Consider the following 23,489-nt stretch of genomic DNA (forward strand, 5'->3'; position numbering starts at 1 on the left):
TCCTCCGGGGCCAGGGCGGCGTCCGCGGGGCCCACAGGCTCCTCAGGGGCCTCCTCACGGCCCTCCCCGTCCTCCCCTGGGGCCGCGTCCTGCCGCGGTTGTCCGGCGCCACTCTTCTGGCCGCCCGCCGTCGGTGCGACGGATTCCGCCACCGGGGTTACCGCGACGGGATCCGGGCCGTCTTCGGGAGCGGCGGGAGGCTCGGGAGTCGCGGGGGCTTCGATGCTGGCGGCGGCATCCGCTGGCGTCTCGCCGGCCGCGTCCCCGGCCGCGTCCCCGGCCGCGTCCTGAGTGCCGTCCTCGGTCGCGTCGTCAGGCACCGGCTCCGCCGTCACTCCTCCGGCACCGGCCGCACCATCCGCCCCGGAGGCATCACCGGCCCCAGCCTTCAGGTCACGATTCGATTCCGGTTTCGCGGATTCCGTCGCTGCGGAGCGAGGCGTGGACGAAATCGGCGGTACCGGCGGTGCCGGCGGCGCCTCGGCACCGCTCGGAGCGTCCACGGCCGCTACGCCATCCGGCGTATCCACGACCGCGGTGGAGGTGGACGCGGGAGCGGGGCTCGGCCGGGTGCCCGTTGGGGGGCCGTCCGTGACGGCGGAGGCGCGTGTGGCGTCGGGGCCGCCGGACGAGCCGGCGCCGGAGTCGCCCGCGGGCTCGGCGGGGACCTCCGACGTTCTCTCCGTCCGCCCCCCACCAGGCGTCTCGTGTGTCTCGGAGGGCAACTCGAACACCGTGAGCCTCGGATCTGCGGCCACCCGATCGGCCACCTCCCCCGACGTACCGTGCCGCTGCTCCCTGCCGGGGGACTCGCCCGTCACGCAGACCTCCTCCACACATCGTCATTGATCGACTACACATCGTGATGGGGCTGGTCGGATGCCGCCACGATCCACCCCTGCTCATCCGGGCAAGTGTCCCGCGACGGGCCCGCAGCCCGCCTCCGACACCCCACCCACCCCGTAGACGAGAACGACATACCACCCGGTTCCCGTCGATATGGCAAAGGCGCTCTCGACAGGCTGGTGTGAGAGGCGTCACCCTGTCATTCATCCACGCGGGGAGGCATGGATGGGCAAGAGCCGCAGAAGTATTCCGGAAGAGCTGTTGCTGCTCGCCCTGGACCCGACGACCGGGACCACGGCGCAGCCGCAATCACTCGACCTCGGCCTCGCCGGAGCGCAGCTCGTCGAGCTGGCCCTGGCGGGACGGATAGCCCCTGACGGGGATCGTATCGCCGTGGTGCACCCACGGCCGACAGGAGATCCGACCCTGGACTCCGCGCTCGAACTGCTGCGACGCCGCGGCAGCCCGGTGCGCGCCGTCCACTGGATCGGCGGGCCCCGGCTGGGGCTGCGCCAGACGTATCTCGCACACCTGGAGCGGTGCGGCATGGTGCACGCCGTGCCCGGTCAGATGTGCGGGGTGCTGCCGACCACGCGGTATCAGGCGACCGACAGCGCGGTCAGCCGGGAGATCAGAGCCCGGCTGGACAGTGCGATCCGCACCGGCGTACCGCCGGACCCGCGGACCGCCGCGCTCGCCGCGCTCGCCCACGCCGTGGGACTCGGCAAGCACCTGTACCCGGGTAACGAGGGCCGGTCTTCGCGATCGCGCCTGCGGGACCTGATCCGGTACGACCCGATGGGCGGCCTCGTCGCGCACGCCGTGATGGATGTGCAGAACGGGGTGGCGGCGCAGCCGAAGCAGCGCCCGCCGGCCCAGGTACAGCGCTCGGCAGGGCACGGCTCCATGGCCCGGGCCGGGGCCCGTTGAACGGTGCGGGCTGTTGGTCGGCGACATCAGCACGGTTGTAGCAGGCAGGCCGTACGTGGCGGATAAACGATGGACCGCGGCGCACACCGGGCGCACAGGCAGGCCCGGGCCGGGTGGGACCGAAGCAGTGGCCGCGCACCGCAGCGTGCGCCGGTAGCGCGGCAGAGCAGTACCCCGTACGCACTCCGTACACAGGACGGCAGCGGTGTCCGCCGGCAGGGACCGGGCACCGCCGAGCCACAGCCGTCCGCAGCGACCCGTTCCGGGAGCCGCTGGGTCGCGCGGGGCGGTGGTCTCCGGAGATTCCGGGGCCGGCGCCCCGCGCGTCGCGTTTTTCCTCCGAAGAAGTCCTTACGACGCCCGCTGGCAAGCTTGTTCCGTTCATTCGCCAGCGCGGTGATGACCGGTAGTGGCAGGCTGCTGACCACCAGTACGGATCAGCGTGGAGGTGCGAGTCCCAGTGGTCGCCAACGTCAATCCCACCGTCAGGCGACGCCGGTTGGGTTCGGAGTTGCGCAAGCTCCGTGAGCAGAAGGGCATGACGGCCGAGGAGGTCGCGGCCCGGCTCCTCGTCTCGCAGTCGAAGATCAGCCGGCTGGAGAACGGCCGGCGCAGCATCAGCCAGCGCGATGTCCGTGATCTGTGCGGGGTGTACGGCGTCGAGGACGTCCGGATCGTCGACTCGCTGATGCAGATGGCCAAGGAGTCGCGCCAGCAGGGGTGGTGGCATGCCTTCGGCGACATCCCGTACAGCGTCTACATCGGCCTGGAGACGGAGGCGGCCAGCCTGCGGGTCTTCGAACCCCAGGTCGTGCCCGGCCTGTTGCAGACGCACGGCTACGCCAGCGCGGTGATCGCCGGCAATCTGCCGGAGGCCACGCCGGAGCAGGTCGAGAAGCGGGTGAACGTCCGGATGCGCCGCCAGGAGCGGATCACCGACATGGATCCGCTGCCGCTGCGGATGTGGGCGGTGATCGACGAGGCGGCGCTGTGCCGCAAGGTCGGCGACAACGCCACGATGCGCGAACAGCTGGAGCACCTGGTGGAGTTGAGTCACCTGCCGCATGTCACCGTCCAGGTCCTGCCGTTCGATGTGGGGGCCCACCCTGGGCTGAGCGGCCAGTTCGCCGTGCTGGAGTTCACCGACACCACGGATGCGACGGTGGTGTATCTGGAGGGCGTCAACAGCGATCTGTATCTGGAGAAGGACGCCGATGTGCAGGCGTACAGCGTGATGTACGAGCACTTGCGGGCCCAGGCGCTGAGCGCGGAGCAGACCCGCGGTTTCATCGAGCAGGCGGCCGGGCGCTACGTCTGATTTTGTCGGGGCGGGAGAATACACCTACCCCTGTCTAACTGGGAAGATTTCAGGGGTATATGCCATCCGGTTGGGTGAAGAGCTGGTCGGGTGCGGGGGGTCGGCGAGTAGCGTCGAGCGCGTCAGGTAAGGCGTGCAATTGCGCCACCGTCACCAGTACAGACCGGAGCAAAGATGGCAATCAAGCTGGGCAGCACCCCCGGGTGGCTGAAGTCCTCCCGTTCCACCGGGAACGGCGCCTGTGTGGAAGTGAAGTCCCCCGCTGCCGAGGCCGTGGTCGTCCGTGACTCCAAGGACCCCCAGGGCCCCGTCCTCAGCTTCTCTCCCGAGGCGTGGTCGTCGTTCGTCACCGATGTGGACCGCGGTTCTTTCAACCTCCGCTAGCCCGCAGCGCCGTACTCACAAGAGCCCTCTCGACTGGCCGCCGTCCTGGCCGAGGGGGCTCCGTGCGTTCCACGGGTCTCAGCGGGCCCGCGGCGCCGGGTCCTGGGATCCGGCCGGCCCGGGCAGCGGCTCGGGCAGCGGCTCGGCCGCCGGCGCGGGGCCTTCCGGGTCGGTGTCGACCTTGCCGATCAAGGCGTCGCGCTCCGGGGTGGCCTCCGGCTTGATCCAGCCGATGACGATGTAGAGAAACAGCGAGACCGCGACCGGCGCGGCGACCTGGTACTCGAGATTCACCCCGCCGGAGATCGCGTCGTTGATCGGGTAGTTGAGCAGATAGAAGGCGAACAGCCCCATGGCCCAGCTGGTGAGGGCCGCGGTGGGTCCGGATCTCCGGAAGGGGCGCATCAAGCCGAGCAGGAACGGGATCGCGATCGGGCCGACGAGTCCGGCGACCCATTTGATGACGACGGTGATGATGTCCTTGAACGTAGGCGAGTTGACCTGGGTGGCCACGGCCATGGACAGGCCGAGGAAGGCCAGGGTGGTGCAGCGGGCGGCGATCAGGCCGGCCCGGAGGCTCCAGGCGCGGGCGGTGCGCGAGAAGGCCGGTGCGATGTCGCGGGTGACGACGGCGGCGATCGCGTTGGCGTCGGAGGAGCACATGGCCATGGTGTGGGAGAAGAAGCCGACGACGACCAGGCCGAGCAGGCCGTGCGGGAGCAGCCGCTCGGCCATCAGGGCGTACGAGTCCGACCCGTCGGGCTTCTTGGCGTGCACCAGCAGCGGCGAGACCCACATGGGGAAGAACAGCACGAGCGGCCAGACGAACCACAGCGCCGAGGACAGCCGGGCCGAACGGGTCGCCTCCCGGGCCGATTTGGTGGCCATGTAGCGCTGTGCCTGGTTCCACATGCCGCCGTTGTACTCGAAGGTCTTGATGAACAGGTAGGCCAGGAGGAAGACCACCGTGTACGGGCCGGCGGTGGGGTCGCCGTGGTGGCGCAGGGCGGGCTCGTCCCAGACGTTCCAGATGCCGCTGACGCCGCCGATCTTGTTCAGCACCGCGACGAGCATGGCCAGGCCCGCCACCAACTGGATGACGAACTGGCCGAGTTCGGTGAGCGCGTCCGCCCACAGGCCGCCGACCGTGCAGTAGACAGCGGTGATCGCGCCGGTGAGAACGATGCCCTGGGTGATCGACATGCCGGTGAAGACCGACAACAGGGTGGCGATGGCAGCCCACTTGGCGCCGACGTCCACGATCTTCAGCAGCACGCCGGACCAGGCGAGTGCCTGCTGGGTGGTGAGGTTGTAGCGGTCCTTGAGGTACTCCAGCGGTGAGGCGACGTGCAGTTGGGAGCGCATCCGGTTCAGGCGCGGCGCGAACAGCCTGGCGCCGATGGCGACACCGATCGCGATCGGGAAGGCCCAGGTGACGTAGGACGTGATGCCGTACTGGTAGGCGATGCCGGCGTACCCGGTGAACATCACCGCGCTGTAGCCCGACATGTGATGGGAGATGCCGGACAGCCACCACGGCATCCGGCCGCCGGCCGTGAAGTAGTCGCCGACGTCGCCGACGCGCTGGTGGGACCAGAAGCCGATCCCCACCATCACGCCGAAATACGCGATGAGCACAACCCAGTCGAGACTGTTCATGTCCCCTCCAGGGGGTCCGCCTGGTGAACGTGGGCGCGCTTCGCCGGTACGCGGCGCCGAAACGGACGGGGCGGGTGGGTCCCCTGCGGGAGTGAGGACTTCCCGGGATTGAACTCCCGCTCGGCGGGGTGGTCAAGAGCGCGCGCGTTCACGGACTTGAATGACAGTCAGGAAGCAGAACGATTTTACGCTCTCTTTGCCTTCCTTGGCATGGTGATGACTCGTCATGTCCGCCGACGATGGGCGAGCACTTCGCCGGTGCGCGGAACCGACGTACGTCTCAACAGCCGTCCGGGACACGGGAATCCCGGACGGCCGCCGACGGCGCCCGGAAGCTCAGAACACCTTGGCGAGCCGCGCCAGGCCCTCGGCGATCTCCGCCGGGGTGTGCGTGGTGAACGACATCCGCAGCGTCCTGGCGTCGGGCGCGGCGGCGAAGAAGGGAGCGCCGGGCACGTAGGCCACGTCGTACGTGATCGCGGTCCGCAGCAACACGGTCGCGTCCTGCCCGGCGGGCAGGCGGACCCAGAGGAACATCCCGCCCTGCGGGTGGTTCCAGGAACTGCCGGACGGGAGTGCGGCGGGCAGTCCGGCCAACAGTGCGTCGCGCCGGTCGCGGTAGGCGGCGCGTATCCGGTTCAGATGGGCGTCCAGGTCGCTGTCCGCGAGGTAGCGGGCCGCCGCGGCCTGATCGACGGTGGAGGTGTGCAGATCGGCGGCCTGTTTGGCGATCACGCAGGCCCGCGCGAGGCCGGCCGGGGCCCGCAGCCAGCCGAGCCGCATGCCGGGCGCCATGATCTTGGAGAAGCTGCCGAGCAGGACCGTACGGTCGGCGGCGGCCGCCAGCGAGGCGATCCACGGCTCGTACCCGCCCTCGAAGCGCAGTTCGCCGTACGGATCGTCCTCCACGATCCAGAACCCGTGCCGCCCGGCCGCCTCGGCGACCGCGCGCCGGCGTGCGCGCGGGAGCGTCCGTCCGGTCGGGTTCTGGAAGTCGGGGATCAGGTAGAGCAGCTTCGGCCGCTCCCGGAGCACCAGTTCCTCCAGCGCCTCCGGGATCACCCCGTCGTCGTCGGTGGGCACCGCCACTACCCGGGCGCCGGCCAGGCCGAAGCACTGCAGCGCGGCGAGATAGGTGGGGTTCTCGACCAGCACCACGTCGCCCGGCTCCAGCAGCGCGGCGGCGACGAGGGTCAGGGCCTGCTGCGAACCACTGGTCACCACAAGGCCGTCGGCGCCCGTCGGGAGGCCGCGAACGGTCAGCCGGCCGGCCACGGCGGCCCGGAGCGCCGGATCGCCCTCGGTCGTCGAGTATTGCAGCGCCTGGCCGGGCTGCTCGGCCAACACCCGGTCGTAGGCCGCCCGCAGACCCTCGGCGTCGAACAACTCGGGGGCGGGCAGGCCGCCGGCGAAGGAGATCACCTCGGGCCGCGCGGTCAGCGCCAGGATCTCGCGTACCGGCGAGGCGCCCACCACGCGGGAACGGGCGGCGAAGGCGGGGAGCGCGGCGCGGGTCGTCGTCATGCGCGGCAGCCTACGAGAAAGTAGTAGGACGTCCAGGTACTTTCCAGCATGCGGTCGGGAGCGCTCCGCCGGGACCGGTCCGTCGGGCGACGGCGCCGGCCGCAGCGGCGGGCAAGGCGATACGAAAGCCGGTACGAAAGCCGCCGCGGCAGCCGGGGTGAAAGCCGTTCCGCACGCCGCCCCGGCACCCGGCACCCGGCACCCGGCACCCGGCACCGACAGGGGAGTTACGCCGCTGGATACCGGTCGAGCCAGGCCGGGCTGGCGCCGGACGGGCCGTGCAGGGCGGGGGCCTGGGTCATCTCCATGGCGAAGTCGTCGGCCAGTTGGAGGATGGTGCTGCGGCCCTCCAACTCGGCTATCCAGGCGGGCGGCAGCGCCGTCTCACCGTGCTGGACGCCGAGCAGATTGCCGCAGACGGAACCGGTGGAGTCGCTGTCGCCGGAGTGGTTGACCGCCAGCAGCAGGCCGTGCCGGACGTCCTCGGCGACCAGCGCGCAGTACACGCCGATGGCCAGCGCCTCCTCGGCGGTCCAGCCCTCGCCGAGTGCCTCGACGCGCTGCGGGGACGGCAGGCCCTGGCGTACCGCGCCCAGGGCGCTCTGCAGGGCGTCGGTGGTCTCCTGGTGGCCGGGGTGGGCGCCGAGCAGCGCCAGCGCGTGCTGGACCGAGCCGTCCAGGGCCTCGCCGCGGGCCAGGCCGTGCACGATGACCGCGAAGGCGCCGGCCGCGAGCTGGCCGGTGGGGTGGCCATGGGTCTGCGCGGCGCACTCGACGGCGAGTTGGAAGACCAGTTGCGGCTCCCAGCCGACCAGCAGGCCGAAGGGCGCCGAACGCATCACGGTGCCGCAGCCCTTGGAGCCGGGGTTCTTGGGGTCCTCCAAGGTGCCCATCCGATCGTCGGACAATCCGGACAGGCAAGCGCCGCCCGGGGCCCGCTGGGCGTACAGCCACTCCTCGCGGGCCAGCCAGCCGGCGTCCTTGCGGCGCTCGTCGGGGCCCCACTCGCTCTGGGTGGCGGCCCAGCGGCGGTAGGCGCGGTGGATGTCGGTCGGCGGGTGCCAGGCGCCGGTGTCGCGCCGTACCTGGGCCCGTATCAGCCCCTCGACGGTGAACAGCGTCATTTGCGTGTCGTCGGTGACCGCGCCGCGTCTGCCGTACGCGGGCACGTAGTCGGTGACCCCGTCCGGGCCGTGGCCCTGATGGATCGCGTCGAGCGACTCGAACTCGACCCCGGCGCCGAGGGCGTCGCCGATCGCGCCGCCCAGCAGGCAGCCCCGTACGCGGCTGCGGAAGTCCTGCTGCTGTGCGCGTCCCCAGACAGCGGTCAAGGCGGTCCCTTTCGATCAGCCCCCGGTCAGACCCGTTCTGCGCCAGCACACTAGCCGACCCGACCAGGAGGGGAAGGGCGGCGGCGGGTAGGTCGGGGTTGTCCGTGAAGGAGCGGTAACGGGCCCGAACGCGCGGATGGCGATGGATTCTCCCGGCGCGCGGGAGGCGGAAAGGGCGTACGGGCAGCGCACGTATGCACATGCGGTGCGCCCCCTGTGAGCCGTGCGGGGCCGGGTACGGAGCCCGGTGGCGCGGTCCCTGGCCCGGTCACTGCGCGGTCACTGACTCGGTCCCTGGCCCGGTCACTGACTCGGTCAGCGGCCCGTGAGGATGCCGATCGCGTTGGCGACGGGGCGTTCGGCGCCGCCCGACGGGTGGTTGCGTACGACAACCACCCGCTGGTTGCGCCCGCGGGTGACCAGCGTGCTGGAGCCGCCGCCGTCCAGATTGACCGCGGCGTCGGCGCCGATCCGCCGCATCACGCGGGCGAGTTCGGCGACCGTCAGGCCCGCGCGGGACTCGGCGCTGCCGTCCAGGGCCAGCAGGTACAGCGTGGCGCCCCGGTCGCCGAAGCCCGCCGCGGTCCTGGTGGCCGCTGTCCCGGCGTCCAGCCCGGCCGCCGGCCGCCCGCCGCGCAGCACGGGGAAGCCGCCGACCGCGAAGGTGTACGCCGTACGGCTCACGGTGGGGGCCAGCCGCTCGTCCACCCGGACCTGGTCGCCGACGTGCAGGACACTCCGCAGCGTGTCGGCGCCCGCGTCCCGGCCGAGCAGCACCGTGGTCCCCGCGGGGATCGCGCCCGCGCCGGGCTTGGCCGCGACCGAGACCACACGGCCGCTTCGTACGGCCGCCTCGTAGGTGTCGGCGCTGCACCCGGCGCCGCGCGAGGTGTCGCTGCCGCAGACGGCGCGGCGGCGGGAGACGGTGCCCCAGTCGTGGGTGTAGGCGCCGATGCTGTTGTCGGGCAGCGCGTACTGGTTGTAGCCGCCGAGGCCGTAGCTGCCGTGCGCGGTGCCGACCGTGCCCCGGAGCGTGAGCCGGTCCAGCCGCGCCTTGTGGTCGACTCCGACCCCGAGCACGTCCTGGGCGGTGTCCCCGGGCGGCAGTCCCGGCCCGAAACGCTGGGCTCTCGGCACGGCGGCCTTCAGCGCCCGGCCGGCGGCGATTTCCGGCCCGTCGGCGGAACCGGTCGGTGCCACGCCGGGGTGCTGGCCCTCGGTGATGTCGAAGAAGTCGCCGTTGACGGCGCCGAGCGCGTGCCGCGCGTTGGCGAGCCGCGACACCGACGCCCGGGCCGCGACAGCCCTCGGCGTGAGCAGGTCCACCCGTACGCCCGGTGCGCGCAGATCCACCGTCAGGACGTGGCCGTGCACGGTTCCGTGCGACGCGGTGGTGGTGAAGGCGCTGTACGTGACGCCGCGCGCGAGGTGCTCCACCTTCGTGTAAGGCATGCCGCCGGCCGCCGCTGCCGCCCCGGTCGCACCCGCCAGCGTCCCGGCGACGACGGCGAGGGCGGCGACCACGGCGGCCGTCGCGCCCGTCGCGTCCCTCCGGCCGATCCCCCCGGCCCCGCCGGTCCCGCCAGCCCCGCTGATCCGCGTCACGTTTCCCCCGTCAGCTGCAGCAACCCGCCCCCGCCACCCCGGACTTCATCACCGGTTCGGGCGCGGGCCAAGGAACGGCGGGCAGACGCGGCCGGGACGGAGCGCGGAATTCACCGGACCGGGTCCTTGCGGGGGTCCGGGCGAATGAGGAGCCCCCGGCGGGGGTAGCGCGGGCAAGGAGCGGCCCCGGGACGCGGACGTCCCGGGGCCTCCCGGAGTCGGGGCCGGCCCTCCGGCCGGGTCGGACCCTCCGGCCGGGTCGGACCCTCCGGCCGGGTCGGACCCTCCGGCTGGGGCGGGCCGCCTCAGTCGCCGAGCAGCGGCAGCAGTTCGGGAAGGTGTCCGTCGGAGGCGCGGCCGGCGGCCAGGCGTTCGGCGGGGACGTCACCGTAGAGGGTGGAGCGCTGGCGGGAGGGGCGGCCGGCCGCGTCCGCGATGGCGACCAGATCGCGGATGGACCGGTAGGAGCCGTAGCTGGAGCCGGCCATCCGGGAGATGGTCTCCTCCATCAGCGTGCCGCCCAGGTCGTTGGCCCCGGAGCGGAGCATCTCGGCGGCGCCCTCGGTGCCGAGTTTGACCCAGCTGGTCTGGATGTTCGGGATGTACGGGTGCAGCAGCAGCCGGGCCATCGCGGTCACCGCGCGGTTGTCGCGGGTGGTCGGTCCCGGGCGGGCGATGCCGGCCAGGTAGACCGGCGCGTTGGTGTGGATGAACGGCAGCGTGACGAACTCGGTGAAGCCCGCGACCCCCCGTTCCAGATTGCGCTGCTGGAGGCCGGCCAGCAGGCGCAGGTGGCCGAGCCAGTGGTGGGGCTGGTCGACATGGCCGTACATCATCGTGGACGACGAGCGCAGGCCCAGTTCGTGGGCGGTGGTGACGACCTCGATCCAGGTGGCGGTGGGCAGTTTGCCCTTGGTCAGGATCCAGCGGACCTCGTCGTCGAGGATCTCGGCGGCGGTGCCGGGGATCGAGTCCAGGCCCGCCTCCTTGGCGGCGATCAGCCACTCGCGGATCGACAGGCCGGTGCGGGTGGCGCCGTTGACGACCTCCATCGGCGAGAAGGCGTGCAGGTGCATCCCCGGTACGCGTTCCTTGACCGCCCTGGCGATGTCGAAATACGCCGTGCCGGGCAGGTCCGGGTGGATGCCGCCCTGCATGCACACCTCGGTCGCGCCCAGTTGCCAGGCCTGTTCGGCGCGGTCGGCGACCTGGGAGACGGACAGGGTGTAGGCGTCGGCGTCGGTACGGCGCTGGGCGAAGGCGCAGAACCGGCAGCCGGTGTAGCAGACGTTGGTGAAGTTGATGTTGCGGGTGACGATGTACGTCACCTCGTCGCCGACCACCGCGCGCCGCAGGTCGTCCGCGATCCGGCACAGCGCGTCCAGGGCGGGGCCGTCGGCGTGCAGCAGCGCCAGCGCCTCGGCGTCGGTGAGCCGGGTCGGGTCGTCGGCGGCCACCGTCAGCGCCTTCTTCACGTCGCCGTCCACCCGGTCCGGGACCAGGCCGGGGGCGGCCCGCTCGCGCAGCGCCTCCCAGTCGCCGTAGACCTCCTCGAAGTCCTCGCGGCGGTCGCCGGTACGGCCCACGGTGTCGATGGTGCGGTGCAGGTCGGTGCGCCCCAGCCCGGCGTCGGGGAAGGCGTCCTCCGGCTCCTGCCAGGGCCGGCCCTCGACCACCGCGTCCTCGCGCGCCAGACCGGTGTCGGGGTCGGCCAGCGCCCGCACATGGGGCAGCAGCCGCGGGTCCAGCCAGGGCTCGCCGCGCAGCACGAACTCCGGGTAGATGGTGAGGCGCTCCTTGAGGGCGAAACCGGTGGCCGCGGTGCGGGCGGCCAGTTCCTCGATTTCCGGCCAGGGGCGCTCGGGATTGACGTGGTCGGGGGTCAGCGGGGAAACGCCGCCCCAATCGTCGATACCGGCCGCGATGAAGCGGGCGTACTCGCCGTCCACCAGATTCGGCGGCGCCTGGATACGGGCGGCCGGGCCCAATACGACGCGTGCCACCGCGATGGCCGCGGCCAGTTCCTCCAATTCCGCGTCCGGCATTCCGCGCATCGCGGTGTCGGGCTTGGCGCGGAAATTCTGGATGATCACTTCCTGGATACCGTGATAGGCGCGGGCGGTGCGGCGGATCGCGAACAGCGACTCGGCGCGTTCCTCGTGGGTCTCGCCGATTCCGATCAGAATCCCGGTGGTGAACGGGACGCTGGACCGGCCGGCGTCCTCCAGCACCCGCAGCCGTACGGCCGGCTCCTTGTCCGGGGAGCCGTAGTGCGGACCGCCGGGTTCGGACCACAGGCGGGTCGCGGTCGTCTCCAGCATCATCCCCATCGACGGGGCGACCGGCTTGAGCCGCTGCAGGTCGGTCCAGCTGAGGACACCCGGGTTGAGGTGCGGGAGCAGGCCCGTCTCCTCCAGGACGCGGATCGACATCGCGCGGACGTAGGCGAGGGTGTCGTCGTAGCCGTGCGCGTCCAGCCACTCGCGCGCTTCCGGCCAGCGGTCCTCGGGGCGGTCGCCGAGGGTGAACAGCGCCTCTTTGCAACCCATGGCGGCGCCGCGACGCGCGATGTCCAGCACTTCATCAGGTGAAAGGAACATCCCATGACCGGCCCGGCGCAGTTTTCCGGGCACGGTGACGAAGGTGCAGTAATGGCACGTGTCACGGCACAGCCGGGTCAGCGGGATGAAAACCTTACGGGAATAGGTGATGACTCCGGGGCGGCCGGCCGTTTCCAGTCCGGCGTCACGCAATCGGGCGGCGGTTGCCGCCAGTGCGGTCAGATCATCGCCCCGCGCCTGCAACAGCACGGCGGCTTCGGCCACATCGAGGGTGACACCATGATCCGCGCGATGCAGGGCACGACGCATGGCATTGGCGGTGGGTGCGGCGTCGGACGGCGGCAGACTCATCCTTCGAGGATAAGATGCCCGGCGGACGCTCAGCGGGTGGACGGACCAGCAGTCAGTCCGCTCACCTGTTGGAAGAATCACCTGCCGATCGGACCGGAGCAGGAATATCCGGGCAGATGGTCCACTGTGCGATCGACGGATCGGACGACAAGCGGCCCGGGACAACGGCAGATACGGGTGGTACGCGAGGTGACAACGGTTCACTGACGGCTGTCTGCCGCACAGGACACCGCCACGCTCCCGTCACCCGCACGAGTGACCGTGGGTGCGCTCAACGAAAAACCGCCACCCGTCGCGTGCGCCCGCGAGGGTCCCGTGCGATCCGTGCGATCCGTGCGACCCGCGAGATCCCCTCGATCGCCGGGGGCCCGGCAACCGCCTCCCGGTCCGGGCCCCCGGCTCACCGTCACCGGCCGACGCAGCGGACCCGGCGGACACGGCAGACGCGGCGGACGCGATCTCGTGTCGGCGTCAGCACCGGCAGCAGCGCCGGCGATGGCGCAGGCAGCGGCAGCGGCAGCGGCGCCGCTCAGCGCTCGAAGCGCCAGCGAGTCGCCCCCTCCGGCTCCTTGACGCCGACCCCGACCGCGGTGTGGAAGCTGAAGCGGTACAGGTACCAGGGCGGCGGGCCGGCGCTGGGCGCGCTGAATGGCGCGGTGAAGGCGTCGTCGGCCACCTCGGCGGGCCAGCCGTGGGTGCGGTAGCGGGCCGCGAGGCGCTCCAGGGTCGCCACCTCGGTGGTCCTGACCGCCGCGCCGTCCAGGACGACATCCAGGTCGGGCAGCCGGGCGGCGATCGTACAGGCGTGGTTCGCCGCCAGGTCGCGGGACTTGCGGCTGCCGGGGCCGCTGGTGAAGTACATGTCTCCGTCGTCCCAGATCGCGCCGATGCCCGCGGTGTGCGGCGCGCCGCTCGGGCCGACCGTACTGAGGAAGTAGGGCACGCCGATGACGGTCCCCTGGTCCGCGGCGAGTTGGTCGCGGGCGCGGCTCCACGGGAAGGTCACGGTGCCGTAGCCGACGCGGTCGAGGCTGATCGTTTCGTACGGGGTCTTGTCGGTCATGCCAGGGGAGACCGTCGGGGCGCACGGAACTCATCGGTACGGACGGATCCCCCCGGCCACACCGCCCGCGGCCCGTACGCCCCCGGAAACCCCGGGGCCCCGCCACCCGGTGGCCGCGCCGCCCGAGGCCCCGGAACCTGAGGCCCCCGCGACCTGAGGACGCCAGGACCCGAGCACCCGGCCCCGGGCAGCCGCGGCCTCAGACCGTCACCCGTACCGGCAGCAGGATCCGCCACACCGCGTCCTCCACCCCGTGCACCGCCGCGATCCACCCCACGTTCTCCTCGTCCGTGCCGAGCCGCACCGCCTGGGCGAGTTCGCCCATCACGTCGGCGAGATCGGCGTGGGCCATCGCCGGTTCCATCCGGCCGCCGATCCCGCCGTCGTCGTGGTAGCGGTGGTAGGCGGGGGCGGTGCGCAGGACGCCGACCGGGCGCCAGTTCTGCGCGAGCCGCCACACGGGGTCGCCGGACACCCGTTGGCCGTCGGCCTCCAGCACCTGGGTGCGGCTGCGGTCCACCGCCAGGGGCGTCCAGGTGTCCGCGCCGGTCAGCACCAGGTCGGGCTTGCAGCGGTCGACCGCCCGGGCGACCGGTCCGGTGGCCCCCGGGGCGGAGAGCACCAGCGGAACGGCGGCCATTCCGGCATACAGGCAGCCGTAGAACGCGCCGGCCAGGTCGGGGCCCTGCGGGTAGGCGAGCATGACGCGGCTGCCGGGCTGGAGCAGGGTGCCCAGCCGGGCCGCGACCGCGCGGGCCCGCCGGTCGAGTTCGGCGAAGCTGCAACCGGCGGTGCCGGTGAGCCCGGCGCTCGGGTACGGCAGCGCGGGGACCGTCTGCGGGCGGCGCTGGGCGCGGTGGCGCAGCAGGGGACCGGGCAGCCGGCCGATGTCACCGCTGCGGGAGCGCGTACCGCCGGTGCCGCCGCCAGTTCCGCCGCCCGATCCACCACCGGAGCCGCCGCGTCCGCCGGTGGTCGTCTCGTCCGGGCGGTCGGGTCCGTCGCCGGTCATCCCGGCCGCCCTCGGCGGCGCGGGCGCACAGGCAGCGTCGGACGGCTCGGGCCGCCGGGCCGGAAAAGCCGAGACGGCCGGAAAGGCCGGGAAGACCCGGACGGCCGGGAACGCCGCGACGCCGGGGCGGGGCACGGCGCCGGGGCGGGGCGCGACTGCCGGGAGGGCGTCGACGACCGGTACGGAGCGCACCGCGGCGATCGAGGGCACCTCCCCCGGCGTCCGGATTCGGCCGAGGGCTCGCTCCCCGGCCGGTAGCCCGGCCCGGTCCCGGTCCGGCTCCCGGTCCGGCTCCCGGTCCGGCTCCGCATATCGCCGGCCGCCGGCCGGCTTCCGCGTTCGCCGCCGCCGGTTCCGGCCGGAAGGGGCCCCATCGAAGGATTCTCCTGACACACTGCCCCAAGCCGGGGAATCGAACGGAGAATCGGGCGAACGGTCCACACACCAGGCACACATGACGCCTCAGTCACCAGCCCAGTCGCAGAACAAACACCGGTACGAACGAATCCCACACAGCACAACCTCCGCGCACGCACAGACAGAACCTCGAATCCAGCCCAACTTTTGCCGCGAGGCCGGATCGGGACCCGGACCGGGGTGACCTCAGCGGCCCGACACGGCAAACTGGCACGGGCGAGCCGAACTCCCGGCTCCACGTGCCATGCGGACAACTGTTCCGTCCAGCGATGAACGATAGATATACGCGCGGAGAGTCGGGCCTCGGGGAAATCCGGCTCGCGAGCGGTTCAGGGGGCTGAAATGGAAACCAGGACGGAGCCGGGCGGCAGCCTGCGGTTCGCGGTCCTCGGCCCGGTTCGTGCCTGGCGCGGTGACGAACCGATCGGTACCGGCGCGCCCCAGCAGCGGGCGCTGCTCGCCGCGTTGCTGCTGCGCGGCGGACGCACCGCCACCGCGTCGGAGCTCCTCGACGCCGTGTGGGGTGAGAATCCGCCCAACACCGCACTGGCGGCGCTGCGTTCGTACGCGTTCCGGTTGCGCAAGGCGCTCGGCCCGAAGGCGCTGATCACCGATTCCGGTGGCTACGCGCTGCATGTGGCGACCGACGCGCTGGACAGCGCCGTGGTCGAGCGGCTGGCCGCCGAGGCGGACCGGCAGCGCGCCGCGGGTGATCCGGCACAGGCCCGCGAGTTGCTGGGCGCCGCGCTGGAGCAGTGGCACGGTGAGCCGCTGGCCGGACTGCCCGGCCCGTACGCGGAAACGCAGCGTTCCCGGCTGGCCGAGTGGCACATCGGGCTGATCGAGGCCCGCCTCGAACTGGACCTGGAGTTGGGCGCGCACGCCGAGGCGGTCTCCGAACTCACCGCGCTGTCCGCCGACCACCCGCTGCGGGAGCGGCTGCGGGCGCTGCTGATGCTGGCCCTTTACCGCAGCGGCCGGCAGGCGGAGGCCCTCGGCGTCTACGCCGACACCCGGCGGCTGCTCGCCGACGAGTTGGGCATCGACCCGTCCGCCGAACTCGCCGAGCTCCACCAGCGCATCCTGGAGGCCGACCCGGGCCTGGCCGCCCCCGCCGGTACGGGCGCCGGCGCGCCGGAGGTGGTACGTCCGGCGCAACTGCCCGCCACTGTGGCCGACTTCACCGGCCGCGCTGCCTTCGTCGCGGAACTCGGCCAGCAGCTCGCCGAAGCGTCCGAGGGCAGAGGCGTGATGGCGGTCTCGGCGGTTGCGGGGATCGGCGGCGTCGGGAAGACCACCCTCGCGGTGCATGTCGCGCACGAGGCCCGGGATGCCTTCCCCGACGGCCAGTTGTACGTCGACCTGCAAGGCACCGACCCGCGCCCGGCCGAACCGGAGACGGTGCTCGGCGGATTCCTGCGGGCGCTGGGCATCCCCAACCCCAGCATCCCCGACACGCTCGCCGAACGCGCGGCGCTCTACCGCTCCACCCTCGACAGCCGCCGGGTCCTGGTGCTGCTCGACAATGCCTACGACGCAGCGCAGGTGCGCAGCCTGCTGCCGGGCACGCCGGGGTGCGCCGCGCTGATCACCAGCCGGGTGCGGATGGTGGATCTGGCCGGCGCGCATCTGGTGGACCTCGATGTGATGTCGCCCGAGGAGGCGCTGAAACTCTTCACCAGGATCGTCGGCGAGGAGCGGGCCGGCAGCGAACGGCAGGCCGCACTCGATGTGGTGGGCGCCTGCGGCTTCCTGCCGCTGGCCATCCGGATCGCCGCGTCCCGGCTGGCGGCCCGCCGGACCTGGACCGTGTCCGTACTGGCCAACAAACTTGCCGACCAGCGGCGCCGGTTGGACGAGCTGCGGGCCGGCGACCTCGGGGTGAAGGCCACCTTCGCCCTCGGCTACGGCCACTTGTCCCCCGCCCAGGCCCGCGCCTTCCGGCTGCTGTCCCTGGCCGACGGCCCCGACATCTCGCTGGCCGCGGCGTCCGCCGTGCTGGACCTGGACCCGTACGCGACCGAGGAGTTGCTGGAGGCGTTGGTCGACATCAGCCTCATCGAATCGGCGGCTCCGGCCCGTTACCGCTTCCATGACCTGTTGCGGCTCTACGCGCGTGAATGTGCCGAACGCGACGAGACGGCCGATGCGCGCTGCCAGGCCCTGTCCCGGCAACTCGACTTCTACCTCGCCTCGGCCGCCGGGGCCTACGCGTTGGAGAATCCGGGCGACCGGATGCTGGAGCACCTGGCCGCGACCGCCCGGCCCGGGCTCGCCTTCGCCTCGCGCGAGGAGTCCCTGGAATGGCTGTTCTCGGAGGCCCAGGGACTGCTGGCCGCCGTACAGCAGGCGGCGGACGGCGGTTGCGAGGGTCCGATGCGGCGCGCGGTCGATCTGCTGCTGGCCGCCCAGGACTTGATGGAGTCCGGGGTCTACGCCCGCCAGTACGAGCAGGCCGCCCGAGCCCTGGTCGGCACCGCGCACGACTGCGGCGACCCGCTGGCCGAGGGCCGCGCCCGGGTGCTGGTGGCTCAACGGCTGCGCATGATGGGCCGCTTCGCCGACGCCGACGACGAGGCGCGCCGCGCGATGGTCGTCGGCCTGTCCGTCCAGGATCCGGTCACCTGCAGCTACGCCCCGAACCTGCGCGGCAGCATCGCCCACCACGCCCGGCGCTACGAGGACTGCGCCGAATACCACCGGGCCGCGCTGGCCGCCTTCCGCGCCGACGGCAACCGGCACGGCGAGGCCTCGGCGCTCAGCAACCTGTCCCGGGCGCAGCTGAGCCTCGGCGACTCCGACGCCGCCGTGACCACCAGCGGGGAGGCGCTCGCCATCTACCGGGATCTCGGCGCCGGATTCCGGCTCGGCAACGGGCTGTACACCATGAGCATCCCCCTGACCGCGATCGGCCGGCTGGACGACGCGCACGCCTGTCTGACCGAGGCCCTGCAGATCTTCCGCGACTCCCGCCAGCAGTTCTGGGAGGGTGTCACCCTCTTCCGGCTCGCCGAGGCCCACTTGGCCTCGGGCCGGCAGCGCCAGTCGGCGTCGCACGCGGAGCAGGCCCTGGTCATTCTCCGTGAGGTGGGCGGCGAGTGGCGGACGGCCAACGCCCTGACCGTGCTGGGCCGGGCCCTTGCCGGGATGGGCCAGCTGGTGCGCGCGCACGCCTGCTGGCACGACGCGCTGGGCATCTACTCGGCGCTCGATTCACCGGAGCGGCAAGCGGTGCAGCGGCTGCTCGGCGGCGGGGCCGCGCCGTCCGCCAGCTCACTGGCCGTCTGACCTGGACCGACCGGGCCCTGTGCGCAGCGCCGACCGGGCCGTCGGCGAACTCATCGCCGGCGTTTATCGGTTGATTATCGACGGCTGCCACGATTCCATCACAGCAAGCCGCCCGCTCGGTGAGGTACGGGGGACTTCACCGGGCGGGCCCCGCACAGCACGTCCCCAAGGCAACAGGAGAACGAGATGAGCACCGAGATCCCGCCGACCGACCCGACTGCTCCGGTCCCGCCCGTCACGCCGGCTCCTCCGAAGGAGGGCCCGGACAACTGGCACACCGACGGTACCGCCGAGGCCCCGGCCGACGGTCTGCTGACCGGCCAGCCGACGAAGAAGCCCGCGCAGGTCAAGCCGGACAACTGGCACACCGACTCCAAGCCCGCGGTCTGATCGACCGTCCGCGGCACGACCACTCCAGGGCGGCGGGGTGCGCCTGGAGAGCACGACCCACGGGGGGAACCGGGGGGCACGGGGGAAGCACGGGGGGAACGGGGGACCAGAGGGGGGCGCCCGAGGGGAACCGGTGGTCCTGTTCTTGGGGGAACAGGAGCACCGGTCGGGCCGGGAGGTGGTCGGCCGCAGCGCGGAGGGGGCGCTGCGGCCGACCACTTCCCTTTTTCCCTTGTGCCGCCGCTTTGAGCCCACTGCTTTGAGCCGCTGCTTTGAGCCGCTCCCTGCCTGCGCTTCGGGACTCGCCCCTCACTCCGCCGGAGGCGCCCACCTGGCAGCGGCAGCCGCCCGGACATAGCGTCGGCATGCGGGGGCCGGGCACGATATGAGGCGGTGGCAGCCCATGATCCGCAACATCCTGGCGACCCTCCTCGCGCTGATCGGAGCGGAAGCCGCCGTCTGGAGCCCCTTCCTCCCCTGGTACGGCGGCCGCAGCGGTTCCGACATCCGGGCGGACGACCTCGTCACGGGCGTCGGTGTCACATCGCACGACGCGGCGCTGCTCGGCTCCCTCTTCCTGCCGATGGGCTTCGCGGGGCTGCTCGCACTGCTGGGGATACTGATGCGCTCGCGGCTGGTGACCGCCGCGGCCGGGGTGCTGGTGCTCGGGACGACCGTGCTGTGGATGGTGCGGCAGGCGCTGTATTCGCACGCGCTCACCGCGGGCGGCAACGGGCTGGACACCGGGGTGGCCACCGCGGTGGCCGGCGGTCTGCTGCTCCTGGCGGCCACCTCCCTGCTGCCGGGCCGCCGCCCGCGCCCGTACACCGAACCCGCCGTGCTCCACGACTCCGTGACGCCGTACGACCCGGATGTCGCCGGCAGCCCGGCGGTCTCGTACGAGCCGGAGTTCTCGTACGACCAGACGGCTCCGTACAACCCGGCGATCTCCTACAGCCCGGCGCTTGCGCCCGGCGACCCGCCGCTCGGGTACGACTCCGCGCCACCGTACGACTCCGCGCCGCCCTACGGCGCCGCGGGCTCCTACGACGCCGCGAGCCCGTACGACACCGCGGTCCCCTACGATCCCGCGGGGCCGGACGGCGAGCCGACGATCCGGGGGGCCACGGTGGCTCCGCCCCCGTCGTACGGCCCGGACCCGACGCCGCCGCCGGGGAGCTGAGCCGCTATCGGTCGGCGCGCCGCCGGATCAGGCGCGACGCGAGGTCGCGCCGGTGCCCTTGGCGGCGTCCAGCGCGTAGACGCAGCGGTCCTTGGAGCAGGCGTAGACCACACCCTCGGCGGCCACCGGTGATCCGGTGATCTCGCCGCCGGTCTCCAGCCGCCAGCGCAGCTGACCGCCTTGGGCGTCCACCGTGTAGAGGCAGTGGTCCTTGGAGCCGAAGTGCACCCGGCCCTCGGCGACCGCGGGTGAACCGACGACCTCGCCCTGCGCCGCGAACCGCCAGCGCGGGGTGCCGCTCACCGCGTCCAGCGTGTACAGGGCGCTGCCGGCTCCCAGGTGCACCGCCCCGGCCGCCACTACCACCGGCTCGACCGATTGGCGCGGCTCGGTGGCGACCCGCCAGCGGTCCCGGCCGTCGGACGGGTCCAGGGCGTAGACCGTGCCGAGATGGTCGGCGACGTAGATGCCACCGCCGGACGCCACGGGCCCGGGCACGTGCACGGGTGGCGCGAACATCACCGCCGGCGCGTCGAAGTGCCAGCGCTCGGCGCCGCTGCGGGCGTCGAGCGCCAGCACCCGGGTGCCGGCGGTCAGATAGGCGATCCCGTCGGCGACGACCGGGCGGGTCGGCACCGAACCGGCGGCGCCGGGCTCGCCCACCGGGTGGGACCACTGCTCGGAACCGGTCAGCGCGTCCACCGCGTAGAGGCGGCCGCCGCCCTGGTAGTAGACGGTGCGGTCGATGACGGTCGGCCCGGAGTCGGGTGACTCGAAGCCGGTCTGGGCTCCGCCGCGCTCCCAGCGCAGATTGCCGCGGTGCGCGTCCCACGCCTGGACGCCGCCGCCACGGGTGCCGCTGACGACCGTGCCGGCGTCGGCCCGGACCGCGTAGACCCATCCGTCGATCGGGTTGCGCCAGCGCTCGCTGCCGTCGGCGGAGTCCAGCGCGAACAGGCTGGGCCCGTCGGAGGCGTGGATCCGGCCGTCGCGGACCGCCATCGTCCAGGCGACGTCGCGGGTCTTGAACTGGCGGCGGCCGCTGGCCACATCGAGCGCGTGCACCTCGAAGGAGGTGACGTAGAGCAGGCCGTCGGAGACGACCGGGGTGCCCCATACGTCGTTGGACATGCGGAAACGCCAGGGGCGCCACTCGCCGGGGGGAGCGATGGGCGGCGCCGGGGCCGGAGCGGGCACCGACTCTCCCGCGCGGTGGGCGCCTGCCCGGTGGCGGACCCACTCGGTGCCGGGAGCGGCGCCGGCCGCCGCGCGGTGCCGAGTGGCCGCGGCGACCCGCAGCCCCGGGCCGATCGGGGCCGAACCGGCCAGTTGGACGGGCACGGCTTCGGACTCCTGGCGCTGGCTGTCCCTGCCGTGCGCGGGGCCGCTGCGAGGCGCCTGTACCGGCCGGGGCGGCGACTGCGGTGGCGGCGGTACGTTGATCGGCACCTGCGGGCCCGGGAGCTGGGGGGCCGGGAGTTGAGGACCCGGCGGCTGCGGGCCGGGGGGCTGCGGGCCGGCCGCGTGGGCCCCGCGTCCGGCGGCCGGTACCGCGGGGCGGCCGCTGCGGCGCTGCTCTATCAGCGCCACCGCGGCGGGCGGCAGCCAGGCGGAGGCGGTGCCGGTGTCGTCGCCACCGGAGGAGAACAGGTGCGGGGCGAGCTGCGCCTGCAGATCGGCCGGGGTGGGCCGGCGCTCGGCCTCCATCCGCATGCAGGACTCGATGAGCGGCCGCAGCTCGTCGGGCAGCCCGGCCAGATCGGGGCCTTCCCGCAGCAGCATGAACACGGTCTCGACCGGGTTGGCGCCGTGGAAGGGGGCGTGGCCGGTGGCGGCGAAGACCAGGGTGGAGCCGAGCGAGAAGATGTCGCTGGCGCCGCGCACGCTCCGGGAGTCGCGCGCCTGCTCGGGGGACATGTAGGCGGGGGTGCCGACCGCGACATTGGTCATCGTCAGCCGGGTGTTGGAGACACCGGAGGCGATGCCGAAGTCGATGACCCGGGGGCCGTCCTCGACCACCAGCACATTGGACGGCTTCATGTCGCGGTGCACCAGGCCGGCGGCGTGGATGGACTGCAGCGCCTCGGCGATGCCCGCGGCGAGCCACCGTACGGCCTGGGCGGGCATCGGCCCCGACTCGTTGACGATCTCTTCCAGGGACGGGGCGGGAACGTAGGCGGTGGCGAGCCACGGCACGGCCGCGCGCGGGTCGGCGTCGACGACGGCGGCGGTGTAGAAACCGGAGACCGCGCGGGCCGCTTCGACTTCACGCGTGAACCGGACCCGGAAGAGCTGGTCCTCGGCCAGTTCGGCGCGTACGGTCTTGATCGCCACCCGGCGGCCGGAGGCCGAGCGGGCGAGATAGACCAGCCCCATGCCGCCGGCGCCGAGCCGTCCCAGCACCTCGAAAGGGCCGATCCGCCTCGGGTCGTGCTGCGTCAGCTGCTCCATCATCGCCCTGCCACCTCCCCGTGACCCCGCGTTGTTGCGGCCGTTCCCCGTGTTGTCCGGCCGTGCGTGGCCGGTCGCCGGCCACCGCGCCGGGGTACGGGCCTGATTCTTCCTGGGATGGGCCCCGGTTGCGAACCCGGGGCCACCGCGACACGCCCGGAGAGCGAACTCGTTATCATCCGCCCCCGGGCGTTCGGCGGGGTGGCGGCGCGCCGCGGGGACCGCCGGTTTCCTGGTGGCGGCGGCGCGCCGGGGCTACTGGCCGGGCTGCTCGCCGGAGGTGCGGCTGAGGTCGATGACCGCGAAGCTTGCGCCCTGGTCGTCGGCCACGACGGCCACCCGGCCGAAGGGCGAGTCCTTCGGCTCCTGGCGCACCTGGCCGCCGAGCCGGCGGACGGTGGCCGCCGCGGCGTCGCAGTCGTCGGTGGCGAAGTAGACCAGGTAGGAGGAGGGGGTGTCGGCCGGCTCGTCCGCGGACCGCCGCATCCGGCCGCCGATCGGGGCGTCGGGGGCGCCGGGCAGCGACAGGACCTTGTAGTCGAAGGCCGTACCGTCACCGATCTGCCGGCTCTCGTAGCCGAAGACGGACTGGTAGAAGCGGTCGACGTCTTCGGGGTCCCGGGTGTGGTTCTCACTCCAGCAGAAGGCGCCGGGCTCGTTGACGACGCCGAAGCCGGTGTGGCTGCCGGGCTGCCAGACGCCGACGAAGGAGCCGCCGGGGTCGATCACGCCCGCCATGACGCCGGAGTCCCCCACCGTGTCGGGACCGAAGACGACCTGGCCGCCGGCCTCCCGGGCCCGCTCCGCGGTCTTGGCGGCGTCGGCCGAGGCCAGATAGACGCTCCAGGCGGTCGGCATGGACGGATCCATCTTGCCCATCAGCGCGGCGGCGTCCTTGCCGTCCCGCAGCGCCATCGTGTAGTGGCCGTACTTCTCGCCCTGATCCTGGAACGTCCAGCCGAACAGTTCGCCGTAGAACCGCTGTCCCGCCGCCAGATCGGGCAGCGAGACGTCGGCCCAGCAGGGGGCTCCCTCGCTGAATCCAGACATGATCGGGTCCTCTCCCGTCGCGTGCGCGTTGTCGTTCCTCGCCACCGTAATCAGTGATCTTCCCCACGACACGGACCTGGAATCGAACATATGGTCAATTCTTTGACCGCGGTCGACGGGTGGCCA

At 72.7% G+C, this 23,489-nt stretch carries 15 protein-coding genes and 1 pseudogene; 6 read left to right on the top strand and 10 right to left on the bottom strand.

The genetic code is table 11. The annotated features are described in order from the left end of the window. Positions 1-320, bottom strand: a pseudogene (locus GA0115240_RS37750) (hypothetical protein); the annotation flags it as partial. A gap of 751 nt (positions 321-1,071) precedes the next feature. Here GA0115240_RS37750 and GA0115240_RS30055 point away from each other — a divergent pair. From GA0115240_RS30055 to GA0115240_RS30065, 3 genes are all read left to right on the top strand, one after another. Further along, positions 1,072-1,776: a GOLPH3/VPS74 family protein gene (locus GA0115240_RS30055; RefSeq protein ID WP_093741532.1), complete on the top strand. Its 705-nt coding sequence runs from the start codon at positions 1,072-1,074 to the stop codon at positions 1,774-1,776. 460 nt (positions 1,777-2,236) lie between these two features. Beyond that, entirely contained in the window at positions 2,237-3,094 is an 858-nt protein-coding gene (locus GA0115240_RS30060; protein ID WP_093741533.1) for a helix-turn-helix domain-containing protein, read from the top strand. A gap of 174 nt (positions 3,095-3,268) precedes the next feature. Beyond that, positions 3,269-3,478, top strand: coding sequence for a DUF397 domain-containing protein (locus GA0115240_RS30065; protein ID WP_093741535.1), 210 nt, complete (start codon positions 3,269-3,271; stop codon positions 3,476-3,478). A 78-nt stretch (positions 3,479-3,556) separates the two neighbouring features. Here the strand turns inward: GA0115240_RS30065 and GA0115240_RS30070 are convergent, their stop codons facing one another. The 7 genes from GA0115240_RS30070 to GA0115240_RS30100 all read right to left on the bottom strand — a co-directional run bounded on the left by GA0115240_RS30070 (position 3,557) and on the right by GA0115240_RS30100 (position 14,584). Next, positions 3,557-5,137 (bottom strand): sodium:solute symporter family protein, encoded by a 1,581-nt coding sequence (locus tag GA0115240_RS30070; protein ID WP_093741537.1) that lies wholly within the window; start codon positions 5,135-5,137, stop codon positions 3,557-3,559. Positions 5,138-5,473: 336 nt separating this feature from the next. Further along, positions 5,474-6,661, bottom strand: a complete 1,188-nt coding sequence (locus GA0115240_RS30075) for an aminotransferase-like domain-containing protein (protein WP_093741540.1) — start codon at positions 6,659-6,661, stop codon at positions 5,474-5,476. A gap of 227 nt (positions 6,662-6,888) precedes the next feature. Beyond that, a complete protein-coding gene (locus GA0115240_RS30080; protein ID WP_093741542.1) occupies positions 6,889-7,992 on the bottom strand; it encodes an ADP-ribosylglycohydrolase family protein in 1,104 nt (367 codons plus the stop codon). 315 nt (positions 7,993-8,307) lie between these two features. Next, on the bottom strand, positions 8,308-9,516 hold the full coding sequence (locus tag GA0115240_RS30085) for a phosphodiester glycosidase family protein (RefSeq protein WP_256070083.1): 1,209 nt from the start codon (positions 9,514-9,516) through the stop codon (positions 8,308-8,310). A 386-nt stretch (positions 9,517-9,902) separates the two neighbouring features. Continuing rightward, a complete protein-coding gene (locus GA0115240_RS30090) occupies positions 9,903-12,509 on the bottom strand; it encodes a bifunctional FO biosynthesis protein CofGH (RefSeq protein ID WP_093741543.1) in 2,607 nt (868 codons plus the stop codon). A gap of 529 nt (positions 12,510-13,038) precedes the next feature. Continuing rightward, a complete protein-coding gene (locus GA0115240_RS30095) occupies positions 13,039-13,572 on the bottom strand; it encodes a pyridoxamine 5'-phosphate oxidase family protein (RefSeq protein ID WP_093741545.1) in 534 nt (177 codons plus the stop codon). 199 nt (positions 13,573-13,771) lie between these two features. Then, positions 13,772-14,584: an AMP-binding protein gene (locus tag GA0115240_RS30100; protein WP_202451886.1), complete on the bottom strand. Its 813-nt coding sequence runs from the start codon at positions 14,582-14,584 to the stop codon at positions 13,772-13,774. 759 nt (positions 14,585-15,343) lie between these two features. Here GA0115240_RS30100 and GA0115240_RS30105 point away from each other — a divergent pair. The 3 genes from GA0115240_RS30105 (at position 15,344) to GA0115240_RS30115 (ending at position 19,862) form a co-directional block, all read left to right on the top strand. Further along, positions 15,344-18,289 (top strand): AfsR/SARP family transcriptional regulator, encoded by a 2,946-nt coding sequence (locus GA0115240_RS30105; RefSeq protein ID WP_093741546.1) that lies wholly within the window; start codon positions 15,344-15,346, stop codon positions 18,287-18,289. 186 nt (positions 18,290-18,475) lie between these two features. After that, positions 18,476-18,679 (top strand): hypothetical protein, encoded by a 204-nt coding sequence (locus GA0115240_RS30110; protein ID WP_093741548.1) that lies wholly within the window; start codon positions 18,476-18,478, stop codon positions 18,677-18,679. A 403-nt stretch (positions 18,680-19,082) separates the two neighbouring features. Then, positions 19,083-19,862, top strand: a complete 780-nt coding sequence (locus GA0115240_RS30115; protein ID WP_093741549.1) for a hypothetical protein — start codon at positions 19,083-19,085, stop codon at positions 19,860-19,862. Between the two features lie 27 nt (positions 19,863-19,889). Here GA0115240_RS30115 and GA0115240_RS30120 read toward each other — a convergent pair whose 3' ends face one another. Next, the gene (locus GA0115240_RS30120) at positions 19,890-22,316 is read right to left on the bottom strand and encodes a serine/threonine-protein kinase (protein ID WP_176725215.1); all 2,427 of its coding nucleotides are present in this window, start codon (positions 22,314-22,316) and stop codon (positions 19,890-19,892) included. Positions 22,317-22,568: 252 nt separating this feature from the next. Further along, positions 22,569-23,363, bottom strand: coding sequence for a VOC family protein (locus GA0115240_RS30125; RefSeq protein WP_093741551.1), 795 nt, complete (start codon positions 23,361-23,363; stop codon positions 22,569-22,571). Positions 23,364-23,489 lie beyond the last annotated feature (126 nt).

The organism is Streptomyces sp. DvalAA-14, from assembly GCF_900091855.1.
Lineage (GTDB): Bacteria > Actinomycetota > Actinomycetes > Streptomycetales > Streptomycetaceae > Actinacidiphila.